A 20,870-nucleotide genomic window follows, 5' to 3' on the forward strand; every position below is an offset into this window, starting at 1 on the left:
GGCTCAGGATGCGTCCGGCTGATCGCCGGTCTGCCGGTACTCAATGTAGGCCTCGGCACGGAGACGACGCAGCCAGGTGTCATATTCCTCGGCGGCGCGACGTTCCTGCAGGGCCTGACGGGCACGGCCACGCTTGGCCAGTTCGGTGACATCGCGGGTACGGCGGTCGACCACCTCGGCGATGTGCCAGCCGAACTGGGTCTTGAACGGCGCGCTGACCTCGCCCGGCGCCAGCGCATCGAGCTGGCTCTGGAACTCTGGATCGAACACGCCCGGTGGCTGGAACCCGAGGTCGCCGCCATTGTTCTTGGAGCCCGGATCGTCGGAGTATTCCGCCGCCAGGGCCTCGATACCTTCGCCCGCCTCGATGCGGCGATAAAGTTCGCGGGCCAGCGCGCGGGCCTGATCTTCGTTGCGCAGCGTATTGATTTCGATCAGCAAATGGCGAGCCTGGGTCTCCTCGACGGTCTGGCGCTCGGCGCCGCCGCGCTGGTCCACCAGCTTGATCAGATGGAAGCCGTTGGCCGTGTCGAGTACCGGGCTCAGTTCACCGACCTCGAGCTGGGCGGCGGCATCGGCAAACAGCTGGGGCAGGGCATCGGCCGCACGGAAGTCGAGGTCACCGCCCTGCAGGGCCTGTTGGCCATCGGATTCGGCGACGGCGATGGATGCGAAATCTTCGCCGGCGACAATTCGCTCGCGCAGGGCTTCGAGTTTGGCACGGGCCCCGTTGCGGGCTTCGGGGCTGGCGCCGTCCGGCACGCTGACGAGGATATGCGCGAGGCGGTACTCGGCGTTCGGGTTGTCCGGCTGGTTGGCGAGGAACAGATCGATGTCCTGATCGGTCACCGTGACGCGGGAGTCGACTTCGCGCTGTCGCAGGCGGTTGACCAATACTTCCTCGCGGATCTGCTCGCGCACTGCCAGATAGTCGGTGCCCTCGGCACGCAGCGCGTCGGCAAATTCGGCCAGGGTCATCTGGTTCTGCCGGGCGATATTGGTGAGCACCTCGTTGAGCTCACGGTCGTCGATGCGAATCCCGGCCTGCTGTGCCCGCTGGGTCTGCAGTCGCTGAAGGATCAGGCGTTCCAGCACCTGCGCACGCAACGCTCCCTCGGGTGGCGCGGCGAGACCGCGGGCACGAACCTGCACCATCGCCTGTTCGATGGCGCGGTCAATTTCGGTTTGCAGGATGACGCCATCATTGACAACCACGACGATGCGGTCGAGCGGGACGTTGGCCTGGGCCGGGAGCATGACGGAAAGCAGGAGGCCGAGCAGCAGCCCGGCGGTACGGAATGGGAGCATGGCAAGTCATTTGCACGAAGACCCCGCAAGCGTAGCACGGTGACGGCCGTGATCGCCGGGCTGCCGGATCAGGGCAGGTCGGAGCGCGATGCCCCCGGCAGCAGTGCTTCCAGGCCGCCGCCGATACGGGTCAGACCTTTCAGCTCCAGCTGCAGGTAGATGCCGCTGTCATAGCGGCCGTCGGTGCTGGCGAGATAGCGACGGTAGGCCGCATTGAAGGCCCAGCAGCAGGTTTCGTAGCCGACCCCTGCGAACAGGTCGAGGCTCTGGTTGCGGGCCAGCGAGTAGCGCCAGCGGCCAACCGCATCAAAGCCGCCGAACAAGGGCAGTCGTGCCGCGATATCGCCCTGTTCCAGCAGATCCTGACGGTAGCGGTAGCCCAGCTGCAGGTCGCGGCCGCCCTCGCGATAGCGGACGGCCAAGCGGCTGCGGTCGAAGCGGCGCTGGTCCGGCGACCACTGGCTGGCAACGCTGGCGCTGATCCGTCGTGACAGCCGGTAGTCGAGGCTGGCGATGAAGTCGGTCGCCCCTGAATCCGGCAGGTCAGCGGCCGGCAGCACCACGTTGGGCGCTTCGATCCGGTAGAGCTGCCCGACGCTGGCAGACCAGCGGACTTCGCCGCTCTGCGGGTCGAGCAGGCGGCTGGTCGCCGCCAGCGCAACATGGTGGGCATCCGAGACCCGGTCATCGCCGGAGAAGCGGTTTCGGGCAAACAACTGGGTGAAGTCGAAGTCGGGCTCGCCGGCATCGAACAGGGGCAGTTCGCTCTGGTCGCGGAATGGCACGTAGAGATAGAACAGACGCGGCTCCAGCGTCTGCAGGCCGCCACCGTCGGTAATGCGTTCGAAGCGCAGACCACTCTCGACCCCCACCGAGGGCAACGCGCGGTCGGGGGTCTGATCGCCGGTGCTGGCGTCTGAGAGTTGATAGCCGGTGTAGCGGTAGTCGACTTCAGCAACCACATACCGACTGACCTCGTCGCGTTCGAGTCGGAGGAAGGGCCGCAGGTCGATACGCTGTCCCTCCAGCGAATCGGCACGGGCGAAGTTCACGTATTCCGAGCGGATGCCGGCGCGGGTGTTGAACAGCGAGCCCTGGGTCAGCGCCGTGAAGCGAAGTTGCGGCAGCCGTCGGTAGGGCTCATCGATCGGCTGCAGGTTGGCGGCGATGGTCTGGTAGTCCTGTACCAATGCCAGCAGGGTGTAGGACGCGGGCGCTTGATAGGTGAGACGGGCACTGCGCTCCAGGTGGGTGATGGCCGACAGGTCGATTTCGCCACCGAGGTCTTCAAAGTACCGTTGGTCGCTGATCTCGGCAAAGCGGATATCCACCGCCAGGCGGTCATTGATCAGCCCCCGATGTTCGGCGCGAAAATAGTCGCGACTTTCGTCGTTTTGGGTTCGGTCCTGCGGCAACACGTCGTATCCGACCAGGCCTTGCCCCTCGCGCAGCAGATAGCGCCCCTCGGTCATCATCATCAGGCCGCGATCGGACATGTAGCGCGGCGTCACCGTGGCATCGACGTTCGGTGCCAGATTGACGTATACCGGCCAGCGGGCATCGAAGCCGGTGTTGTCGGACTGGCCGATGGTGGGGAACAGCAAGCCGGTGCGGCGTTCGCCGTCGATCGGGAACTGGAAGTAGGGCAGATACAGGATCGGCACCCCGGCGAAGCGGATCCGTGCATGGCGGGCCGTGCCGAGCCCGCGCTCGTGGTCAAGGCGGATCTCGCTGGCTTCCAGCGCCCAGGTCTCGGCATCGGGGGCGCAGGTGCTGTAGCGGGCGCCGCTGAGATCGGCGTTGCCGTCCGGCGACAGGCGGAGGGTGTCTGCCCCCCCTTGCGCGGCGCGATCGGGGAGGGTGAAACGGGTGCCGAAGAAGGTACCGGTCTCGTCCGTGAGGTTGAATCGCGCCGATTCGCTGCGGATCACCAGTTCCGGGTTGCGGAACACCGATTCGACCTCCATCCGCACCTCGTTGGCGGCCCGCTCGAACTGCAGCGCCTCGGTGCGGAACACCTTGTCGCTCTGCCGTAGCTCGACCGCCCCTCGCAGCGAGGACACCCCGTCGCGGATCAGGTCCGCATCGTCGGCGGTGAGAGTCAGCTCGGGGCTGCTGCCGAGTTCCGGGGCATCCGCCATAAGCGCCAGTTGCGGGCAGACACCCTCTGCCGCCCGGGCGACTCCGGTGACGAGCAGCAGGCCGGCGACGACCGTTCGGAAGGGAGCAGGGAGCACAGCACAGGATAATCGGGGCCGGCGCGCAGTATCGGTAGCGCCGCCGGGATGCGCAATGCGGCAGCCGGCTCCGGGCCGCGCCGGCGCATACACTATTGCGATGAAAACCGAACTCGACGCGCGCGCCCTGGCCGCCCGTGACTGGGCACGACAGCAGCTCGGGCGGCCTGCCGCCGGCTTCGCCCCGGCCTCTGCCGACGCCAGCTTTCGCCGCTATTTCCGGCTGGTGGACGGGGAGGACAGTTGGGTGTTGATGGACGCGCCACCCGCGCAAGAGGACTGCGTGCCGTTCCTGAAGGTCACGGCGCTGATGCATGCGGCGGGTCTGAATGCGCCGCAGGTGCTGGCGCAGGATCTCGTGGCCGGCTTTCTGCTGCTGAGTGACCTCGGCCACCGGACCTGGCTGCCGGTGCTGGGTGCTGACAACGCCGCGACCTATTTCGAGGCGGCGCTACAGGCGCTGGTGCGATGGCAGCAGGCAAGCCGGCCAGGGGTGCTGCCGGCCTATGACCGTGCGCTGCTGGGCCGCGAGCTGCAACTGTTTCCCGACTGGTTCGTCGAACACCATCTCGGCCGGCGATTCGATGCCGTTGAGCGCGGTCTCTGGGAAACGGTCTGTGACCGATTGCTGGACTCCGCACTGGCGCAACCGACGGTGTTTGTCCACCGTGATTTCATGCCGCGCAACCTGATGGTGAGCGACCCCAACCCCGGCATCCTCGATTATCAGGATGCCGTCATGGGCCCGATCAGCTATGACGTGATCTCACTGTTCAAGGATGCTTTCATCAGTTGGCCGCAGGCCGTGGTGGACGACGGACTGCGCCGCTACTGGGTGCTCGCGCGCGAAGCCGGGCTGCCGGTCGACCCCGATGTAGATCAGTTCCGGCTGCAGGCCGAGCGCATGGGCAGCCAGCGGCACCTCAAGGTGCTCGGCATTTTCGCCCGTATCCGCTATCGCGACGGCAAGCCGCAGTATCTGGAGGACGCGCCGCGTTTCGTTGGCTACCTGCGCGCGCGCTGTGCCGTCGATGCCGAGATGGCGCCGCTGGCTGACCTGCTGGATCGTCTCGGGCTGTCGACATGAAGGCGATGATCCTCTGCGCCGGCCGTGGCAGCCGCCTGCGGCCGCTAACCGATACCGTGCCCAAGGCGCTGGTGCCGGTGCACGGACAGCCGCTGGTCGTCCATCACCTGAAGGCGCTGGCGCGGGCCGGCATTCGCGAGGTGGTCATCAACACCGGGTGGCTGGGGGCGCAGTTCGAGCCCATGCTTGGCAGCGGCAAGGCGTTCGGGTTGCGTATCGAGTGGAGTCACGAGGGCTGGCCAGCGCTTGAAACGGGCGGTGGTATTGCCCGGGCGCTGCCGCTGTTGGGTGAGCAGGAGTTTCTGGTGATCAACGGCGATATCCATGTCGGCGGCCTCGACTGGAAGCGGCTCGCACGGATGCACCTACCCGGTAACGACCTGGCCCATGTAGTGCTGGTGCCCAACCCGCCGCACAATCTCAAGGGTGATTTCGGCTTTGTCGCCTCACGGGTGGTCGATGCCGGCCCCAGCTATACCTTCAGCGGCATTTCGATACTGCACCCGGCCTTGTTCGAAGGCGCGCCCGCCGGCAGTTTCAAACTGGCGCCGTTGCTGCGAAAGGCAGCGGCGCGGGGGCAGGTGACGGCGGAACTGTTCAATGGCCGCTGGTCGGATGTCGGCACCCCCGAACGTTTGGCACACCTGGAGAAACAACGTGGTTAAGGCACTCAAAAGCACGGAGGGTCGCGTCGCCCTGGTCATCGAAGCGGCGGGACATCGTCTGGTCTCCGATGCCCCGGAGGGGCAGGGCGGCGATGGCCTCGGTCCTGACCCGCACGATTACTTCGATGCGGCGCTGGCCGCCTGTACCGCGATGACGGTGCTGATGGTCGCCCAACGCAAGGAGATGCCGCTGGACGATGTTCAGGTGGACATCATCCGCGACGAGGACAGCGATCACTACCGTATGACCCGTCAGGTCAGACTGGTGGGCGATCTCGATGCCGAACAGCGCGCCTACCTGTTGGGGATTGCCGACAAGTGCCCGATCCACCGCCTGCTGCACAAGGCGATTTCGGTGGACACCGTACTGCGGGATTGACCGTTCCCCGACCAGCCTGCTTGTCGTCTGGGTGAAAACGACCGCTCCAGCGGGTTCGGGGTGTGGCCTTTCGGGACCGTTGCTGGACAGGGATGTCCAGCGACGAGCATTCCATGGACGGACTTGAGCGGGTGCCGAAAGGCCACACCCCGGACCCGGCGCACTACGCCACCCGCGCCTCGCGGGTCATCGCCACCACCTCGGCATCGCGGGCACTGAAGTCGCCCTGGATGTAGGCCGGGGTGAAGTCGTCGGTGAGGATGGCGTCGTAGCGCAGGGCGTCGTAGTGCCGCACCTGCTCCCCCTCCTCGGCACTGAGGTGGCCGGCCTTGACCGCGCTATCGATCTGCTCGCTGACCTGGTCGCCCACCAGCGCGCCGCTGCTGGCCAGCTTGTAGAACCGCAGGTAGGCCGGCTCGCTGGCCGTCAGGGCGTCGAAGCAGCGCTCCAGTCGTCCCACCGGGTCCTCCGGACCGCCGTTGCGGAACACCAGTGCGCTCAAGCGATCGCGCAGGGCACCGGGTTCCATCAGCTGATCAGCCACTTCGGCGTTGAGCGCGTCGGCCACCGGGCGGTAGGGGTTCCCCAGCGGAAACACCACCCGCCGCATCACCCATGCGGCACCACGCATCGGGAAGTTGTCGAAGAAGCCTTCGAAAGCATGGCCGATCTCGGCCAGCGCGTTGTCGAGCGCCCAGCGGGCGTGGGCCAGCTCATCGTCGCGTTGATCGTGCTCGAGGTAATAGCGAATGACCGCCGATCCCATATAGAGGTGGCTGAGCACATCGCCGAGGCGCGCTGACAACCGTTCCTTGCGCTTCAGTTCACCGCCCAGCAACCCCATCGTCATGTCGGCCACAAAGGCCAGCGAGGCACTCATGCGTTCCAGTTGACGACCATAGTGCGCCATTGGCCCCGGGGCGGGGGCGCGTGCCAGCACGCTGCCACTGAGACCATGGGTGAGGGCGCGGACGGCGCGGTTGATCGAGAAGCCGACATGGCTGAACAGCAGCTTGTCGAACGCCGCCAGGTCATCGGCGCGCGCGGCTTCCATTTCCGGGAACACATACGGGTGGCAGCGGATGGCGCCCTGGCCAAAGATCATCAGGTTGCGGGTGAGGATGTTGGCCCCCTCCACCGTAATGGCAATCGGCGTCGCCTTGTAGGCCGTCGCCAGCGGGTTGCGCGGGCCCTGCTGCACGGCACGGCCGCTGAGCACATCCATACTGTCGTTGACCACCCGACGCATCATTTCGGTCATGTGGTACTTGGCGATTGCTGTCACCACGCTGGGGGCGCAGTGATCCACCGCCGAGGCGGTCAGCAGACGGGTCGCCTCAAGCGTGTAGGTGAGGCCTGCAATGCGCCCGGTCGCCTCCTGAACACCCTCGAACTGGCCGATGGCCACCTTGAACTGTCGGCGAATTCGGCCGTAGGCGCCGACCATGCGGTAGGACGCCTGCCCGGCGGCGGTGGCGAGTGCCGGCAGTGAAATGCCACGGCCAGCCGACAGGCACTCCACCAGCATCCGCCAGCCCTTGCCGGCCATTTGCGGGCCGCCGATGATCCAGTCGAGCGGGATGAAGACATCCTCTCCGAAGATTGGACCATTGTGAAACGCGGCGCCGGGAAAATGACGACGGCCGATCCGCACGCCCGGATGGTTTGCCGGGATCAGGGCACAGGTGATACCGAAGTCCTGCTGCTGTCCATCACCGAGGAGACCGTCAGGATCCCGCAGCTTGAACGCCAGACCGACAACGGTGGCAACCGGCGCCAGGGTGATCCAGCGCTTGGAGAAATTGAGCCGGATGCCCAACGCTTTCTTGCCCTCGTGCTCGCCGTAGCAGACCACGCCGTTGTCGGGCATGGCGGTGGCGTCGGAGCCCACTTCCGGGCCGGTCAGGCCGAAACAGGGAATCTCATCGCCGCGTACCAGGCGCGGCAGCCAATAGCGCTTCTGCGCATCGGTGCCGTAGTGCATCAGCAGCTCGCCGGGTCCCAGCGAATTGGGCACCATTACGGTGACGGCGAGGGCAATGCTCTTGGTCGCGAGTTTGGTCACCACCGCCGACTGCGCCACGGCCGAAAAGCCGAGACCGCCATGCTCCTGCTTGATGAGCATGGCGAGGAACCCCTTCTCCTTGATGTATCGCCAGGCCTCCGGCGGCAAATCCTTGTCCTCGAACTCGATCTTCCAGTCATCGCAGAGTTGGCAGAGGGTTTCGCACTCATTGTCGAGAAAGGCCTGCTCCTTCTCGGTTAGCGCGGTGTAGCGGAAGTCGGTGAGCTGCTTCCAGTTCGGGCGACCGCGGAACATCTCCGCCTCCCACCAGACGTCGCCGGCCTCCAGCGCTTCGCGCTCGGTCGACGACATCTCTGGCAGCACCTTCTTGAAAACCGCGAAGATCGGCGCGGTGATCACGGCGCGCCGCAGCGGCCGTAGGTTGAGCAGCAGCGCCAGCGGCAGCCACAGTGCGAGGCAGAGTCCGAGCGTCAGGGGGCCGAGGGTGCCGAGCAGGAACAGGATGACCGGCGCGGCGCCGGCCGCCAGGGTCCAGATCAGCAGGGGCGCACCGACGAAGGCGAGGGCCCAGACGGTCAGCAGCGTGACGAGAACGGCGGCGAGAATGAACATGACAGGTCTCCGATCTAGCAGGTTTCGGCACTCGACCGGGACACCGGGGTCGAGGTATCGGGGGGGCTTCGGTCGGCGCTGGTGCGCGGGATGAGGGTGCGGATCATCAGCTTGAGGTAGTCGCTGAACGCCTGCCCTTGGGGCATGGCGTCCGGCGTATCGCGGCGGATCTGCAGATTGCCCATGAAGGTTGCGTAGGCAAACAGTGCCCACTGGCGGGCACTGCCATCGTCAAACCCGAGGGCGCGGTAGCAGTCATGCAGATAACCGATGCGGCGCTCGGACACCCGGCGGACCATGTTGGCGACGGCAGGGTGGTCCTCGGCGGCGGCGATCGCCAGATACAGGCGACCGGACCGATAGCTGGAATTGGCCGCCTTGAAGATTTTGACAATGCGCTCGTAAGGGTCTGGTTCGGGGCCGACCCGCGTCAGGATTTCATCGGTTTCCTGCTGCTCCCAGCGCGCTAGCGCCGCCTGCAGCAGCGCCTCGCGGTTGGCGAAGTGCCAGTAGAAGCTGCCCTTGGTGACCCCCAGGCGACGGGCCAACGGTTCCACCGCCACGCTCTCGATGCCGCCCTGCGCCATGGCTTCGAGGGCGGCATCGGCCCAGTCGGTGGCAGACAGGCTCTGTCGCGATTCGGTGGCGGTAGGGGAAGGGGAGCGTTTCATGCGGATTCGGTGGCCGGAGCTTGCTCCACCATACGCTGCCGTATGGATGCTCGCAATTGCCAACCGGCCGCTGGCGAGCGGCGAACCGGTCAGTCGTTCGCCGGCGCGCGGGTGTGATGGCGCAGAAAGGCGAGGATGTCGGTTGCTTCGTCGATCCGTGCCGACAGGGGAGTGCCGGCCCCGTGCCCCGCCTGACGCTGCACCCGCAACAGGATGGGTGCGGGGCCGGTCTGGGCGTGCTGGAGGGCGGCCGCATATTTGTAGGAATGGGCCGGGACCACGCGGTCGTCGTGGTCCGCGGTGGTGATCAGCACCGGCGGGTAGCGGGTGCCCGGACGAACGCGGTGATACGGCGAATAGCGACGCAGGACCGCAAAGTCGGTGGGATCATCCGGGTCGCCATAGTCCCCGGTCCAGGCCCAGCCAATGGTGAAGCGATGGAACCGCAGCATGTCCATCACCCCCACCGAGGGGACCGCAGCCGCGAACAGGTCGGGATGCTGATTGAGCACGGCACCGACCAACAGGCCGCCGTTGGAGCGGCCGTGGATGGCCAGTTGTTCCGCCCGGGTCCAGCCCCGATCGATCAGGTAGCCGGCGGCGGCGGTGAAATCGTCGAACACATTCTGTTTGCGGGCGCGGATGCCGGCCTGGTGCCAGGCGCGGCCGTATTCGCCACCACCGCGCAGATTGGCCACGGCATAGACGCCACCCGTTTCCATCCACACCAGGTTGCTGACCGAGAAGCGGGGCGTCAGCGAGATATCGAAGCCGCCATAGCCGTAGAGCAGGGTCGGGTGCGGCCGGTCGCGCGGCAGATCGCGGCGATGGCTGATGAACATGGGGACCCGCGTACCGTCGCGGCTTCGGAAGAAAACCTGGCGGGTGACATAGTCAGCAGGATCGAATCCGAGGCTTTCCGGCCACAGCGGTGTCAGCGCGCCGGTATCCTCCGCCAGCACCGTGGACGGTTGGTTGAACGCGGTGTAACTGACGTACAGGCGCGGATGGTCCTGCCGCCCCTGCAGGGCGGCCACCGTGCCGGGCGCCGGCAGGGCGAGCATGCGGCGGTCGCCACCGTCGCGGTTGATGCTGACCAGTCGATGCGTGGCGTCATGCAGGTATCGAAGCACCAGGCGGTCGCCCGCGAACACGGCGGCATCCAGCGTGTCGGCCGCCTCGGCCACCAGTGTTTCGAACCGGTAGGGGCGGCGGTCCAGTCGCACCCGTAGCAGTCGGCCGCGGGCGGCGCCCTCGGTGGTAATGAAGTACAACACCGGGCCGAGATTGCCGATGAAGTCGTAGCGTCCACGGAAGTGATCGACCAGGACGATCGGCTCGGCGTCGAGCCAGGGTGTTTCCGCGTCGTTCAGGGGCAGTACCGTGACGGCGTTCTCCCCGGCCGCACCGCGCCACAGGCTGATCACCAGGTAACGCCCATCCTCGCTGACCTGTCCGCCGATGCCCCAGCGCGGATGCTCGGGCCGCGCGTAAACCCGAACATCGTCGTCGGCTGACGTGCCGACCTGGTGAAAATGGAGCGCCTGATGCGTGAGGGGATCGAACGCGTCGGCTTCGACATCGTCTGCAGGCGGGTCCGGGTAGCGCGAGTAGAAGATGCCGCTGCTGTCGGCGGCCCAGGCCAGATCGGAGAATTTCACGCGGGACAGCCTGCCCGGGAAGTCGACACCGCGTCGGATGTCGCGAATGACGTAGGTGTTCCAGTCGGAGCCCGCTTCAGCGCGACCGTAGGCCAGGTAGCGGCCATCCGGCGAGACGCGCCAGTCGGTCAGCGCAACGGTGCCATCGTCTGACCACTGGTTGGGGTCGAGCAGCACCCGACTGTCGTCGGTGTCCAGCCGTCCGACACGCAGGACCGGCTGGTTGCGGATGCCATCGTGCTCGGTGAAGAACCATTGGTCGCCGATCACCACCGGCACATCGCGTCGGCGTTGCTGCCAGAGCGACGCGAGGCGAGTCCGCAAGGCAGCGCGCTCGGGCAGCTGCGACAGATAGCCTTCACTATGGGTGGCCTGTGCCGCCACCCAGGCCGTGGTGGCATCGCTGTCGTCTTCCAGCGCCCGGTAGGGGTCCGCGATCCCGGTGCCATCGGGTGCCGTCACGGTGGCGTCGCCGCGGGGGGCCGCTGGCGGCCCCGCAGACACGCTGCCGACACTCAACATCAGGGGCAGGGCGATGGACCAAATGCGCACACGGACTCCTGGAAGGCGACGACGCTCCGGGTGCGGTGTGCATCCTGAGCGCGGATCGGCCCGTACTATACTCGGCAGTGCGTGGGTGGTACCTCGCGCGGCATAAGGACATTCGAATGAAAAGGGAGACCCGTATGCGAATTCTTCACCTTTCCGCTCTGGCGCTGTGCCTGGCGGCCGGCGTATCACAGGCCGAAAGCGACCGCTTCTACGGCGCGCTCATGGGGCACTACGTGTTCTCTGATGATGCCCGTCCCGATCTCGATGACGCTGGAGGTTGGTCGGCGGCCCTCGGCTGGACCCTCCCGACCGACTGGGAACGAGCGCGCATCGATATCGAGTTCAGCGGCTTCGGCAGTTACATCGATCACGAAAGCGACGCCGTCAACGACTATTTCCACGGGGTCGGGTTGGATCTTCGCTGGCGCCCCTTTGCCGGCGCCGGTGTCGATCCCTATCTGATCGGAGGCGGCGGTGCCGTCTATGAGGACACGCAGTTCCTCGACAAGACCTTCCCGATGGTCAATCTCGGCCTCGGCATGCGCGTCGCCACGCCATTCCGCAACATCAGCCTGCGAGGCGAGACCCGTGCTTACGGCGTCTTCAACGACCGCATCGGGGTTTTTGCCACCCCGCCAAGGGCGGACGAGGATTTTTACGTCGACACGCGGATCTCGCTGGGGGTGGAAGTGGCGTTCAGCACCGCAGTCGCGGTCGGCGACGCCGACGATGACGGCGTGATTGATGGCCGCGACCAGTGTGAAGGCACACCGCTGGGACGCGAAATCGATGGTCGTGGGTGCCCGCTGCCGGCCGACAGTGATGGTGATGGTGTCACCGATGACCGTGATGCCTGCCCTGGTACCCCGGTCGGGGTTGCAGTGCTCAGTACCGGTTGTCCCCCCGAGCCGGTGGCCGCGATGGTGACGCCGGCGCCCGCCGCGCCGCTGGATGCCGATGGCGACGGCGTTGCCAATACCGCTGATCGTTGCCCCGATACGCCTCGCGGCATGCGGGTCGATGCCGCGGGCTGTGTGGTGCAGCAGGTGGTGGTATTTCCCGACGTCAACTTCGAGTTCGGATCCGATCGCCTGACCCCGGGCGCCCGCAACACACTCCTCAACATGGCAGGAGGGCTCCGCGGACAGCCGACCCTCAAGCTCGAGATTGCCGGCCACACCGACGCCCTGGGAACCCAGGTCTTCAACCTCAAGCTATCGCAGAAGCGCGCGGAGGCAGTGCGTGCCTACCTGATGGCCAATGGCATCGCCGGCGATCGCCTGATGGCCAACGGGTATGGCGAGGGCAATCCGGTTGCCAGCAACGCCTCGGAAGCGGGCCGTGCCGAGAACCGGCGGGTGGAGTTCCGCGTGACCTCACGCTAACCGGCCGCGATGCCGCCGCCGGTGGGTCGGGTTGACCGTCGGCGGCGGCTGGCACCGATCAGGTTTCCGGCGGTTCCTCGTCGCTGAGGCCGTCGTCGGTCTCCGCCTCATCGTCGTCGAAGTCAGCGTCGAGCTGTGCCGTTAGTCGGGCCAGCTGTTCGAGATAGCCCTTGAGGATGCGCTCGCCCATGCCCTCTTCGGTCAGCTGGTATTCGATGGCGTTGCGAAGCGCCTCGGCGTCGAAATAGCGGTGCTCCGGGTCGGTGAGTTCGTCGACCTCACCGATCTGTCGCTGCCAGTGCTCGTTGATGGTGAGCACGATCAGGCGGCTGGCATCATCGGCATCGCGCTCCACCGAGACGAAATCAAACCGGTGGGACAGGCCGTCCCAGGTCACCCACTGCTCTTCCTGGCTGTCGATCCAGGTCAGCACGGCCTCGGCATATACGGCCGCAAACTTGCGGACCTGACTTTCCTCGATATGGGTCACGCTCATGGCTCAGGCTGCCACGGTGTGCAGCACGCCCTCGGCCTGCTGGTCGGCGTGGTAGCTGGATCGCACCATCGGGCCGCTGGCGACATGGGAGAAGCCCATTTTCTCGCCGATCACACGCAGACGGTCGAACTCGTCAGGATGAACGAACCGCGCGACCGGAAGGTGGTGACGACTGGGCTGCAGGTATTGGCCCAGGGTCAGCATGTCGACCCCATGGGCACGAAGGTCCCGCATCACCTGCTCGATCTCCTCGATCTCTTCGCCGAGCCCAAGCATCAGGCCCGATTTGGTCGGAACCGCAGGGTGCAACCCCTTGAACCGCTCCAGCAGGTCCAGGCTCCAGTCGTAGTCGGAGCCGGGACGCGCCTGGCGATAGAGGCGCGGCACGGTTTCGAGGTTGTGATTGAAGACGTCCGGGGGGGCATCACGGAAGATGGTCAGCGCCGGGTCCATGCGGCCGCGGAAATCGGGGACCAGCACCTCGATCACCAGCGAGGGCGACAATACCCGCGCCTCGCGGATACAGGCAGCGAAATGGCCGGCGCCACCGTCGAGCAGGTCGTCGCGGTCGACGCTGGTGATGACCACGTAGCGCAGGCGCATGTCACGAATGGTGCGGGCCAGCTTGAGCGGCTCGTCGGCATCCAACGGATTGGGGCGGCCGTGGGCGACGTCGCAGAATGGACAGCGACGGGTGCAGATGGCGCCCATGATCATGAAAGTGGCGGTGCCCTTGCTGAAACACTCGCCGAGGTTGGGGCAGCTCGCCTCCTCACAGACGGTGTGGAGGTCATTGTCGCGGAGGGCGGCCTTGATCCGCTGAACTTCGCTGGCATCGCCGAGCTTGGCGCGAATCCAGTTCGGTTTGCGCGGCGCGCTGACGGTGGCCTCGATCTTCACCGGGATGCGCGCCATCTTGTCGGCACCGCGAAGCTTCTCGCCCGCGATCAGCGGTGCAGGGCGGCGGGATGGCGGCGTGGGTTCGGACATACGGGGCGCACCAACTGCAAACGGACGCGTAGTGTACCGCCGTGCCCGGGCTCAAGCAGTGAGATGGCGGCGGACTCGCCGGGTTGCCGGCGTCGCCTCGGCTGACGGTTGCGGTTCTGCCAGACCTGGATGCAAGCGTTGGCGAATCGCCGCTTCGGCGCTGGCGGCGAGCTCGTCGCGACCCAATTCGGGGTGCAGCGGCGGCTCGTAGAACAGGTCGAGCCACAGGTGTCGCACCCGCAACAGGCGCCAGAGGTGCCGTACCAGTTCGTCATCACCGACGAACGCGACCACCGCCGCACCGGCCGCCGGCGATCCGTATCGCAGGGTGACGGGTTGCACCGGCCGTTGGGCCTCCACGGCTGCCGAGAACAGTCGCGGGTGGAACGGCAGGACGTCGACGCCGCGAGTCGTGGTTCCCTCCGGAAACACGGTAACGGTGCCGCCGCCTTGCAGAAACGGGGTCAACCGCGCCAGCAACGGCCGCGACCCGCCCGTGCCCCGTCGAATGTAGAAGGTGCCGATGGCATCGGCCAGCCAGCCCGCCACCGGCCAGGTTTGCACTTCAGATTTGGCAACGAAGCGGGTCGGCTGGCTGGCGATCAGGCCGAAGATGTCAACCCAGGACACATGGTTGGCCACCACCAGGTGGCCGCCGGTGCACGGCTGTCCGTGGACCCGCAGACGAATCCCCAGAATTCGCAACAGGTGTCGGGCCCAGCGTTGGCCGATACGCTCGGGCGAGAGTCGGCGGCCGCCTTCAATGCCGAGCACAACGCAGAGCAGCAACCCCAGCAGCAGATGCGCCAGCAGCCACGGCAGGCGAAACGCACGCAGGAGCATGATCTCAGGCGGCCAGTGACGTCGGTTCGGCGGCGGTGGTCTCGCGGCCGAGGAAGTGGCGGGCGTAGCGCGGATTCAATTCCGACACGTCGAGCAGCATGAAGACATCGGCGCAGTTGAAGTCGCGATCCCAGTACGGCTCGCCACAGGCTTTGGCACCCAGTGACACATAGGCCTTGAGCAGCGGTGGCAGGCGCGTCTTGTCGGTGGGGCGGTGGTCAGCGGCCGGCAGGCGGATGTAAGGCCGTACCCGTTGGTACTCCGGCGCCAGGTACTTGCCGCGAATCTGATTGAGGATGGCGTGGGCGCTGCTACCACCGTCCTCGAGACCGATGCTGGCGCAGCCGAAGCAATAGTCGAAGCCATGACCAGTGATATAGGCGGCGATGCCCTGCCACAGGGTGGCAATGGCGGCACCCCCTCGGTATTCCGCATCGACACAGGTCCGACCGATCTCCATGACCCGGCCTGGCAGACTGTCGACCATGGCGAGATCGAATTCGCCCGAGGAATAGAAGCCACCCGCGTGCGGAGCCTGATCATCGGTAAGGATGCGGGTACAGGCGATCACCTCACCACTGAGGGTGTCGCGCACCATCAGGTGCCGACAAAAGCGATCGTACTGGTCGCAGTCGATGCCGTCGCCCTTCAATTGGGCGCCGAGCTCCCCGGCGAAGATGCGATAGCGCAGCCGCTGGGTCTCAAGCACCTCGGCGGCAGTCTGCGCGAAGCTGACCTCGAAGCGGGCACGGGGCGTAGCGGTGAACGGTGATTCGACGATGGCGGACATGACCCATCTCCGGTTGAAGATGGCGCGAACTCTATGAAGCCGCCATAACGCCAACATGACGCTGTCATGACGGTTGCATGACATGCGCCAAGCCGTGGGCGAGGGCCCTGTACCCGAACGCCTCAGTGCCCCGCTGTGGCATCAACCCCCAGGGGAAGCCGGAAAATCGGGAAGGGGCCCGCCGCCTTGACCTGCCAGGGAAGGCGGCCCAGCACCTGATGCAGCGCTGAACAGGCGATGTAGAGGTCGCCTTCGGGGCCAAAGCTGAAGCCGTCAGGCCAGCGTAGCCGGTCCGACTGCAGCAGGGTTTCCATGCGGCCATCCGGGTACAGGACGACGATACGGGAGCCTTCGGGATCCGACAGGTAGAGGCGCCCGTCGCGGTCACTGGTGAGCCCGTCCGTCACCGTCTTCGGCGCGAACCGCTGTACCCGTTGCGCCAATGCGCCCGGCGAAAGGCTGATATCGAGCAGGTCGGCCACCTGGACGCGGTACAGGGACTGCGCGGTCACAGCGCCGAAGTAGAGCCAGTAGCCGTCACGCGAAAGCGCGATGGAGTCGACCCCCGGACGAATGCTCAGCAGCCCCAGCACCTCCATCCGCCGGCCCTGGACTCGCGGGGTGAACTGTTCGGCCGCAACCGAAAAATGGCCCTGCAGCAGGCGCCGGGCGCGTCGTTGCTGGGTGTCATAGACGATTAAGGCCGGCGTCTGGGCAAAGAAGCTGGCGTCCGCGATGAAGACGTAACGGCCGTCTGCCGACACCTGAAAATCGTTGAGGTGGGAGCCGAGACCTGCGAGCGACCGCGGGAACCGGAATTCGTGTACGACGGCACCGTTGGCAAGGCTGAAGGCCAGCAGGCGGCCAGGCTTGAGGCCGTGGCCGCCGTTGTCGAGTGTCCACAGCCGATTTTGCTGATCGACCCGTAACGACAGAACGTCGCGGAAGGCGCGCGGCTCCCCTTCGCCGGTCTGGAAGGCAAGCGTCGGAAACGGTCTCATCTCGCCGTCAACGATCTCGACCACGCTCCACGCCGGGTGTGCCTCCGGATGCAGGGTGACGAACAGTCGGCCATCGGCGGCGACGGCGATATTGCCCGGAGGTGTCGGCAGTTCGGCCACCACCTCAAGCCGCGCCGGATCGACCAACGGCCCAGGGGCAACACGCTGGGGAAAGCTGCTGCCGCCCCCGTAGCGCAACTTGACGACGGTGATGACCACCAGTCCGAGCACGAACAGCCCGGCAGCAAGGCGGGTCAACCAACGTTTCACGGCACCACATCCGCCGCGACTGTGTCGGGCTGCTGGCGGTCGCGCGCCGCTTCGTAGAGTGGGCGCTGGGCATTGACCAGCTGGCAGAACAGATCAGCGGTTTGCTCGGCGTCATACAGCGCGCTGTGAGCCGCCGCCGGGTCGTACGGCAGCCCGGCAGCGATCAGCGAGCGCGCCAGCACCGTCTGGCCCAGCGCAGCACCGGCCAGGGTGACGGTGTCGAAGACCGAGAACGGGTGAAACGGATTGCGCTTGTAGGCGGTGCGCGCTACTGCTGCGTTGACGAAGCCGAGGTCGAAATGGGCATTGTGGCCCACGAGGATGGCCCGCTTGCAGCCGTTTTCACTGACCGCCTGGCGGATCGGCCGGAAGATCTTCTCCAGTGCCTCGCGCTCCGGTATGGCCAGTCGCAGCGGGTTGTCGACCTTGATCCCGTTGACCTCCAGGGCCGCCTTCTCGATATTGGCGCCCTCGAACGGCACCACATGCGCAGCCACCGTCTGCGCCCGCGTCAGCTGCCCCTGCTCGTCGATGCCGAGGATCACCGCCGCGATCTCCAGCAGCGCGTCGGTTCCGCTGTTGAACCCGCCGGTCTCGACATCCACCACGACGGGCAGGAAGCCCCGGAAACGGTGGCCGATCTTCGGTTTTGGGGCAGGCGCGTTCATCGTTGGGGGATACCGGCTTGGCGGGCTAGTGTAGCCGCGGCTCTATAATACGGGTCTTCAATTCCCTGTTCTCCGCCGGATCCTCACGCATGTCAGCCATCAAGAAAGTCGCGCTCGCCTACTCCGGCGGGCTGGATACCTCCGTCATCCTCAAATGGCTGCAGGACACCTATCAATGCGAAGTGGTCACCTTCACCGCCGATATTGGGCAGGGCGAGGAACTGGATCACGTGCGACCCAAGGCAGAGCAGTTCGGGGTCAGGGAAATCTTCATCGACGATCTTCGGGAAGAGTTCGTTCGCGATTTCGTGTTCCCCATGTTCCGCGCCAATGCGGTGTACGAAGGCGAGTACCTGTTGGGCACCTCCATCGCGCGACCGCTGATCGCCAAGCGACTGGTGGAGATCGCCCGAGAGACCGGTTGCCAGGCCATCGCCCATGGCGCCACCGGCAAGGGGAACGACCAGGTCCGGTTCGAGCTGGGGGCCATCGCCCTGTGGCCGCAGGTGAAAGTGATTGCGCCATGGCGTGAATGGGACCTCAACTCGCGCGAAAAGCTGCTCGCCTATGCGGCCGATGCCGGGATCCCCATCGCCAAGAAGAAGGATGGCGGGTCACCCTATTCCATGGACGCCAACGCCCTGCACATCAGTTACGAAGGGGGCGGGCTGGAAGATCCCTGGTGGAGCCCGGATGAAGGCGTGTGGCGCTGGACCACCAGTCCCGAGGCGGCGCCCGAGACGGCAGAGGAGATCACCATCGGCTTCGAGCAGGGTGATGCGGTGTCGGTCAATGGCCAGGCACTGAGCCCGTTCGGCGTGCTCGACACCCTTAACGCGCTCGGCGCGAAGCACGGCATCGGGCGCCTTGACCTGGTCGAAAATCGCTATGTGGGGATCAAGAGTCGCGGCTGCTATGAAACCCCGGGCGGCACGATTCTGCTCAAGGCGCATCGTGCCATCGAGAGCCTGTGCCTCGATCGTGAACAGGCGCATCTCAAGGACGAGCTGATGCCGCGGTATGCCACGCTGGTCTACAACGGCTACTGGTTCAGCCCCGAGCGGCAGATGCTGCAGCGGGCGATTGATGACAGCCAGACCCGGGTCAATGGTGAGGTGCGGCTGAAGCTCTACAAGGGCAGCGTTCTGGTCCTCGGACGCCGCTCGCCGGATTCCCTGTTTGACGCCAACCTGTCGACGTTTGAGGATGATCGGGGGGCGTACAACCAGAAGGACGCCGAAGGTTTCATCCGTCTGAACGGTCTGCGCCTGCGAACCGGCGCGGTGCGCGACCAACGCTAGGTTGTCCGCCAGCGCAGACGCGCCTTGCGGCCGATCCCCGGCGGTGCCGGGGCCCCTCGGCCGGGGGCACGCTGCGCACAACCAGAAGGACGCCGAAGGTTTCATCCGTTTGAACGGTCTGCGCCTGCGGACCGGTGCGGTGCGCGACCAACGCTAGGTTGTCCGCCAGCGCAGACGCGCCTTGCGGCCGATCCCCGGCGGTGCCGGGGCCCCTCGGCCGGGGGCACGCTGCGCACAACCAGAAGGACGCCGAAGGTTTCATCCGTCTGAACGGTCTGCGCCTGCGAACCGGCGCGGTGCGCGACCAACGCTAGCTTGTCCGCCAGCGCAGACGCGCCTTGCGGCCGATCCCCGGCGGTGCCGGGGCCCCTCGGCCGTGATTCACGTTCAATTCAGGGCGCCACTGTCAAGGTGAGTTCGTGACTTCAGGTCACCACACGGTCGAGGGGCACGTCCCCTCGGGCCTCCACCTGAAACAGGAGAACTGTGATGAAAATGAAAACCCTCGCGCTTACCGCCGTCCTCGGCCTCGCCGCATCCCCGATGATGGCGACGGCTGCCGGAACCCATGACGAGCCCTCGGCAATGGACCAGGCCGGCGCCTACGTTTCCGACGCCGCACTGACCACCAAGGTCAAGGCGGCACTGGCGGCCCATGGTGAACTCAGCGCGCTGGCCATCAGCGTCGAAACCGACCAGGGCATCGTGACCCTCTCCGGTGACGTCGAGAGCGATGCCAATGCCGCGTTGGCGGAAGAAGTGGTGTCCGGACTGGATGGCGTCAAGGACGTCCACAATGCGCTGGAAGTGGACGTGCCGGCCGAGTGATGCGTCGTTGAAACGATCATCGTGATCGGAGGCTGCCGGCGATAGCGCCGGCGGCCTTTTTTGGGTCTTGCCGCTCAGTCCTCGATGCGTCCGCGCAGCCGCTTGACCCGGCCCTGATGGGCCTTGCCATCGAGTCGGCGTTGACGAGACGCCCGCGTGGGCCGGGTGGGGCGTCGCGCCGGACGCACGGTCGCCGCCTGACGCAGCAGGTCGGTCAGGCGTGCCAACGCTGCGACCCGGTTCTGTTCCTGGCTGCGGAACTCCTGTGCCTTGATCACGATCTCGCCGACGTCGGTAATGCGGTGGTCGCGCATCGCCAGCAACCGGGTCTTGACCGCCTCGGGCAACGACGAATCGCCAATATGGAAGCGCAAGTGGACGGCGGACGACCGTTTGTTGACGTTCTGGCCGCCCGCACCCTCGGCACGGATCGCGGTGATCACCACCTCGTCGGTGGCAATCTCGAGATCGTCGGTGATCGACAACGTAGACACAGGGCCGGGCTCGGACACGGTGAAAGTGCGGGCAGTGTGAACGGTCTGGTTCGCATCGGCCAACCGGCGTGGCCGGCCTACGTCTAAAGTCGACTGCGGATTCCGCCGCGTCAGCCGTCTTTATTTAAGGAGCACCGCAATCCGATGGCGGTGGATCGTCATCCACAGGGGCCAGGAGAGGGCGATGGGGCGCGCACCCGGCAGCACCATGACAGGCACGGCATTCGACGCAGCCACCGTCGAGGCGGTGTGGCAGCGCGGGCTCCGGCTCACCGGCATGGACCCGTCCTTCGTCCGTGCCGATATCTGTGGCGCCATCATGGTGCGTGACCAATACGGTCGTTGCCGGCCGGGCGGCGTCGGCTGGGAGATTGACCATATCCAGCCGGTAGCCCGTGGCGGCACCGACGCGCTCGACAATCTGCAGCCCATGCAATGGGAGAACAACCGGGCCAAGGGTGACGACCTGCCCGGCGACTGGTCGCCGGCACAATGGGTGGCGCGCCGCGGCTGAATGTCGGGGTTGCCGGGGGGCGGTCGCCACTGGTCAGAGCCGCCCGCCCTCTCGTCACGCCGCCGAGCGAATTGTGGCGATCACCGCCGATA

At 66.1% G+C, this 20,870-nt stretch carries 19 protein-coding genes; 7 read left to right on the top strand and 12 right to left on the bottom strand.

Annotated elements, in window-relative coordinates; genetic code table 11:
- Window positions 1-3: 3 nt before the first annotated feature.
- Complete coding sequence (locus JN531_RS09550; RefSeq protein WP_228348643.1) at window positions 4-1,308, bottom strand: peptidylprolyl isomerase; 1,305 nt, start codon at window positions 1,306-1,308, stop codon at window positions 4-6.
- A 68-nt stretch (window positions 1,309-1,376) separates the two neighbouring features.
- Window positions 1,377-3,545, bottom strand: a complete 2,169-nt coding sequence (locus JN531_RS09555; RefSeq protein WP_228348644.1) for an LPS-assembly protein LptD — start codon at window positions 3,543-3,545, stop codon at window positions 1,377-1,379.
- Between the two features lie 100 nt (window positions 3,546-3,645).
- On the opposite strand from JN531_RS09555, the gene JN531_RS09560 reads away from it, so the two are divergent.
- From JN531_RS09560 to JN531_RS09570, 3 genes are read left to right on the top strand one after another with little or no spacing between them, the layout of a single operon-like run.
- A complete protein-coding gene (locus tag JN531_RS09560) occupies window positions 3,646-4,632 on the top strand; it encodes an aminoglycoside phosphotransferase family protein (protein WP_228348645.1) in 987 nt (328 codons plus the stop codon).
- The gene (murU, locus tag JN531_RS09565) at window positions 4,629-5,297 is read left to right on the top strand and encodes an N-acetylmuramate alpha-1-phosphate uridylyltransferase MurU (protein WP_228348646.1); all 669 of its coding nucleotides are present in this window, start codon (window positions 4,629-4,631) and stop codon (window positions 5,295-5,297) included. Before JN531_RS09560 ends, murU begins: the two co-directional genes overlap by 4 nt.
- A complete protein-coding gene (locus tag JN531_RS09570) occupies window positions 5,290-5,676 on the top strand; it encodes an OsmC family protein (protein WP_228348647.1) in 387 nt (128 codons plus the stop codon). The genes murU and JN531_RS09570 overlap by 8 nt, the downstream gene beginning before the upstream one ends.
- 163 nt (window positions 5,677-5,839) lie before the next feature.
- Here the strand turns inward: JN531_RS09570 and JN531_RS09575 are convergent, their stop codons facing one another.
- From JN531_RS09575 to JN531_RS09585, 3 genes are all read right to left on the bottom strand, one after another.
- A complete protein-coding gene (locus JN531_RS09575) occupies window positions 5,840-8,314 on the bottom strand; it encodes an acyl-CoA dehydrogenase (RefSeq protein WP_228348648.1) in 2,475 nt (824 codons plus the stop codon).
- A 14-nt stretch (window positions 8,315-8,328) separates the two neighbouring features.
- Window positions 8,329-8,985, bottom strand: a complete 657-nt coding sequence (locus tag JN531_RS09580) for a TetR/AcrR family transcriptional regulator (protein WP_228348649.1) — start codon at window positions 8,983-8,985, stop codon at window positions 8,329-8,331.
- Window positions 8,986-9,074: 89 nt separating this feature from the next.
- Window positions 9,075-11,198: a prolyl oligopeptidase family serine peptidase gene (locus JN531_RS09585; protein ID WP_228348650.1), complete on the bottom strand. Its 2,124-nt coding sequence runs from the start codon at window positions 11,196-11,198 to the stop codon at window positions 9,075-9,077.
- Window positions 11,199-11,332: 134 nt separating this feature from the next.
- Here JN531_RS09585 and JN531_RS09590 point away from each other — a divergent pair, with 134 nt between their 5' ends.
- On the top strand, window positions 11,333-12,583 hold the full coding sequence (locus JN531_RS09590) for an OmpA family protein (RefSeq protein ID WP_228348651.1): 1,251 nt from the start codon (window positions 11,333-11,335) through the stop codon (window positions 12,581-12,583).
- A gap of 58 nt (window positions 12,584-12,641) precedes the next feature.
- Here the strand turns inward: JN531_RS09590 and JN531_RS09595 are convergent, their stop codons facing one another.
- The 6 genes from JN531_RS09595 to rnt form a co-directional block, all read right to left on the bottom strand.
- Window positions 12,642-13,079, bottom strand: a complete 438-nt coding sequence (locus JN531_RS09595) for a hypothetical protein (protein WP_228348652.1) — start codon at window positions 13,077-13,079, stop codon at window positions 12,642-12,644.
- 3 nt (window positions 13,080-13,082) lie between these two features.
- Window positions 13,083-14,069 (bottom strand): lipoyl synthase, encoded by a 987-nt coding sequence (lipA, locus tag JN531_RS09600; RefSeq protein ID WP_228348653.1) that lies wholly within the window; start codon window positions 14,067-14,069, stop codon window positions 13,083-13,085.
- A 51-nt stretch (window positions 14,070-14,120) separates the two neighbouring features.
- Window positions 14,121-14,912, bottom strand: a complete 792-nt coding sequence (locus JN531_RS09605; protein ID WP_228348654.1) for a lysophospholipid acyltransferase family protein — start codon at window positions 14,910-14,912, stop codon at window positions 14,121-14,123.
- A gap of 4 nt (window positions 14,913-14,916) precedes the next feature.
- Window positions 14,917-15,702, bottom strand: a complete 786-nt coding sequence (locus JN531_RS09610; RefSeq protein WP_228348655.1) for a GNAT family N-acetyltransferase — start codon at window positions 15,700-15,702, stop codon at window positions 14,917-14,919.
- 122 nt (window positions 15,703-15,824) lie between these two features.
- Window positions 15,825-16,973 carry an SMP-30/gluconolactonase/LRE family protein gene (locus JN531_RS09615; protein ID WP_228348656.1) on the bottom strand — a complete coding sequence of 383 codons (1,149 nt, stop codon included), beginning with the start codon at window positions 16,971-16,973 and terminating at the stop codon, window positions 15,825-15,827.
- On the bottom strand, window positions 16,970-17,641 hold the full coding sequence (gene rnt, locus JN531_RS09620) for a ribonuclease T (RefSeq protein ID WP_228348657.1): 672 nt from the start codon (window positions 17,639-17,641) through the stop codon (window positions 16,970-16,972). Before rnt ends, JN531_RS09615 begins: the two co-directional genes overlap by 4 nt.
- Window positions 17,642-17,730: 89 nt before the next feature.
- Between rnt and JN531_RS09625 the strand changes: the two genes are divergently transcribed.
- A complete protein-coding gene (locus tag JN531_RS09625; protein WP_228348658.1) occupies window positions 17,731-18,942 on the top strand; it encodes an argininosuccinate synthase in 1,212 nt (403 codons plus the stop codon).
- Between the two features lie 489 nt (window positions 18,943-19,431).
- Window positions 19,432-19,770 carry a BON domain-containing protein gene (locus tag JN531_RS09630; protein WP_228348659.1) on the top strand — a complete coding sequence of 113 codons (339 nt, stop codon included), beginning with the start codon at window positions 19,432-19,434 and terminating at the stop codon, window positions 19,768-19,770.
- A 74-nt stretch (window positions 19,771-19,844) separates the two neighbouring features.
- Here JN531_RS09630 and arfB read toward each other — a convergent pair whose 3' ends face one another.
- Entirely contained in the window at window positions 19,845-20,264 is a 420-nt protein-coding gene (gene arfB / locus JN531_RS09635; protein ID WP_228348660.1) for an alternative ribosome rescue aminoacyl-tRNA hydrolase ArfB, read from the bottom strand.
- A gap of 184 nt (window positions 20,265-20,448) precedes the next feature.
- Between arfB and JN531_RS09640 the strand changes: the two genes are divergently transcribed.
- Window positions 20,449-20,778, top strand: coding sequence for an HNH endonuclease (locus JN531_RS09640; protein WP_228348661.1), 330 nt, complete (start codon window positions 20,449-20,451; stop codon window positions 20,776-20,778).
- The last annotated feature ends 92 nt before the right edge of the window (window positions 20,779-20,870 follow it).

Origin of the sequence: Flagellatimonas centrodinii (assembly GCF_016918765.2) — a bacterium.
GTDB classification, from domain to species: Bacteria; Pseudomonadota; Gammaproteobacteria; order Nevskiales; family Nevskiaceae; genus Polycyclovorans; species Polycyclovorans centrodinii.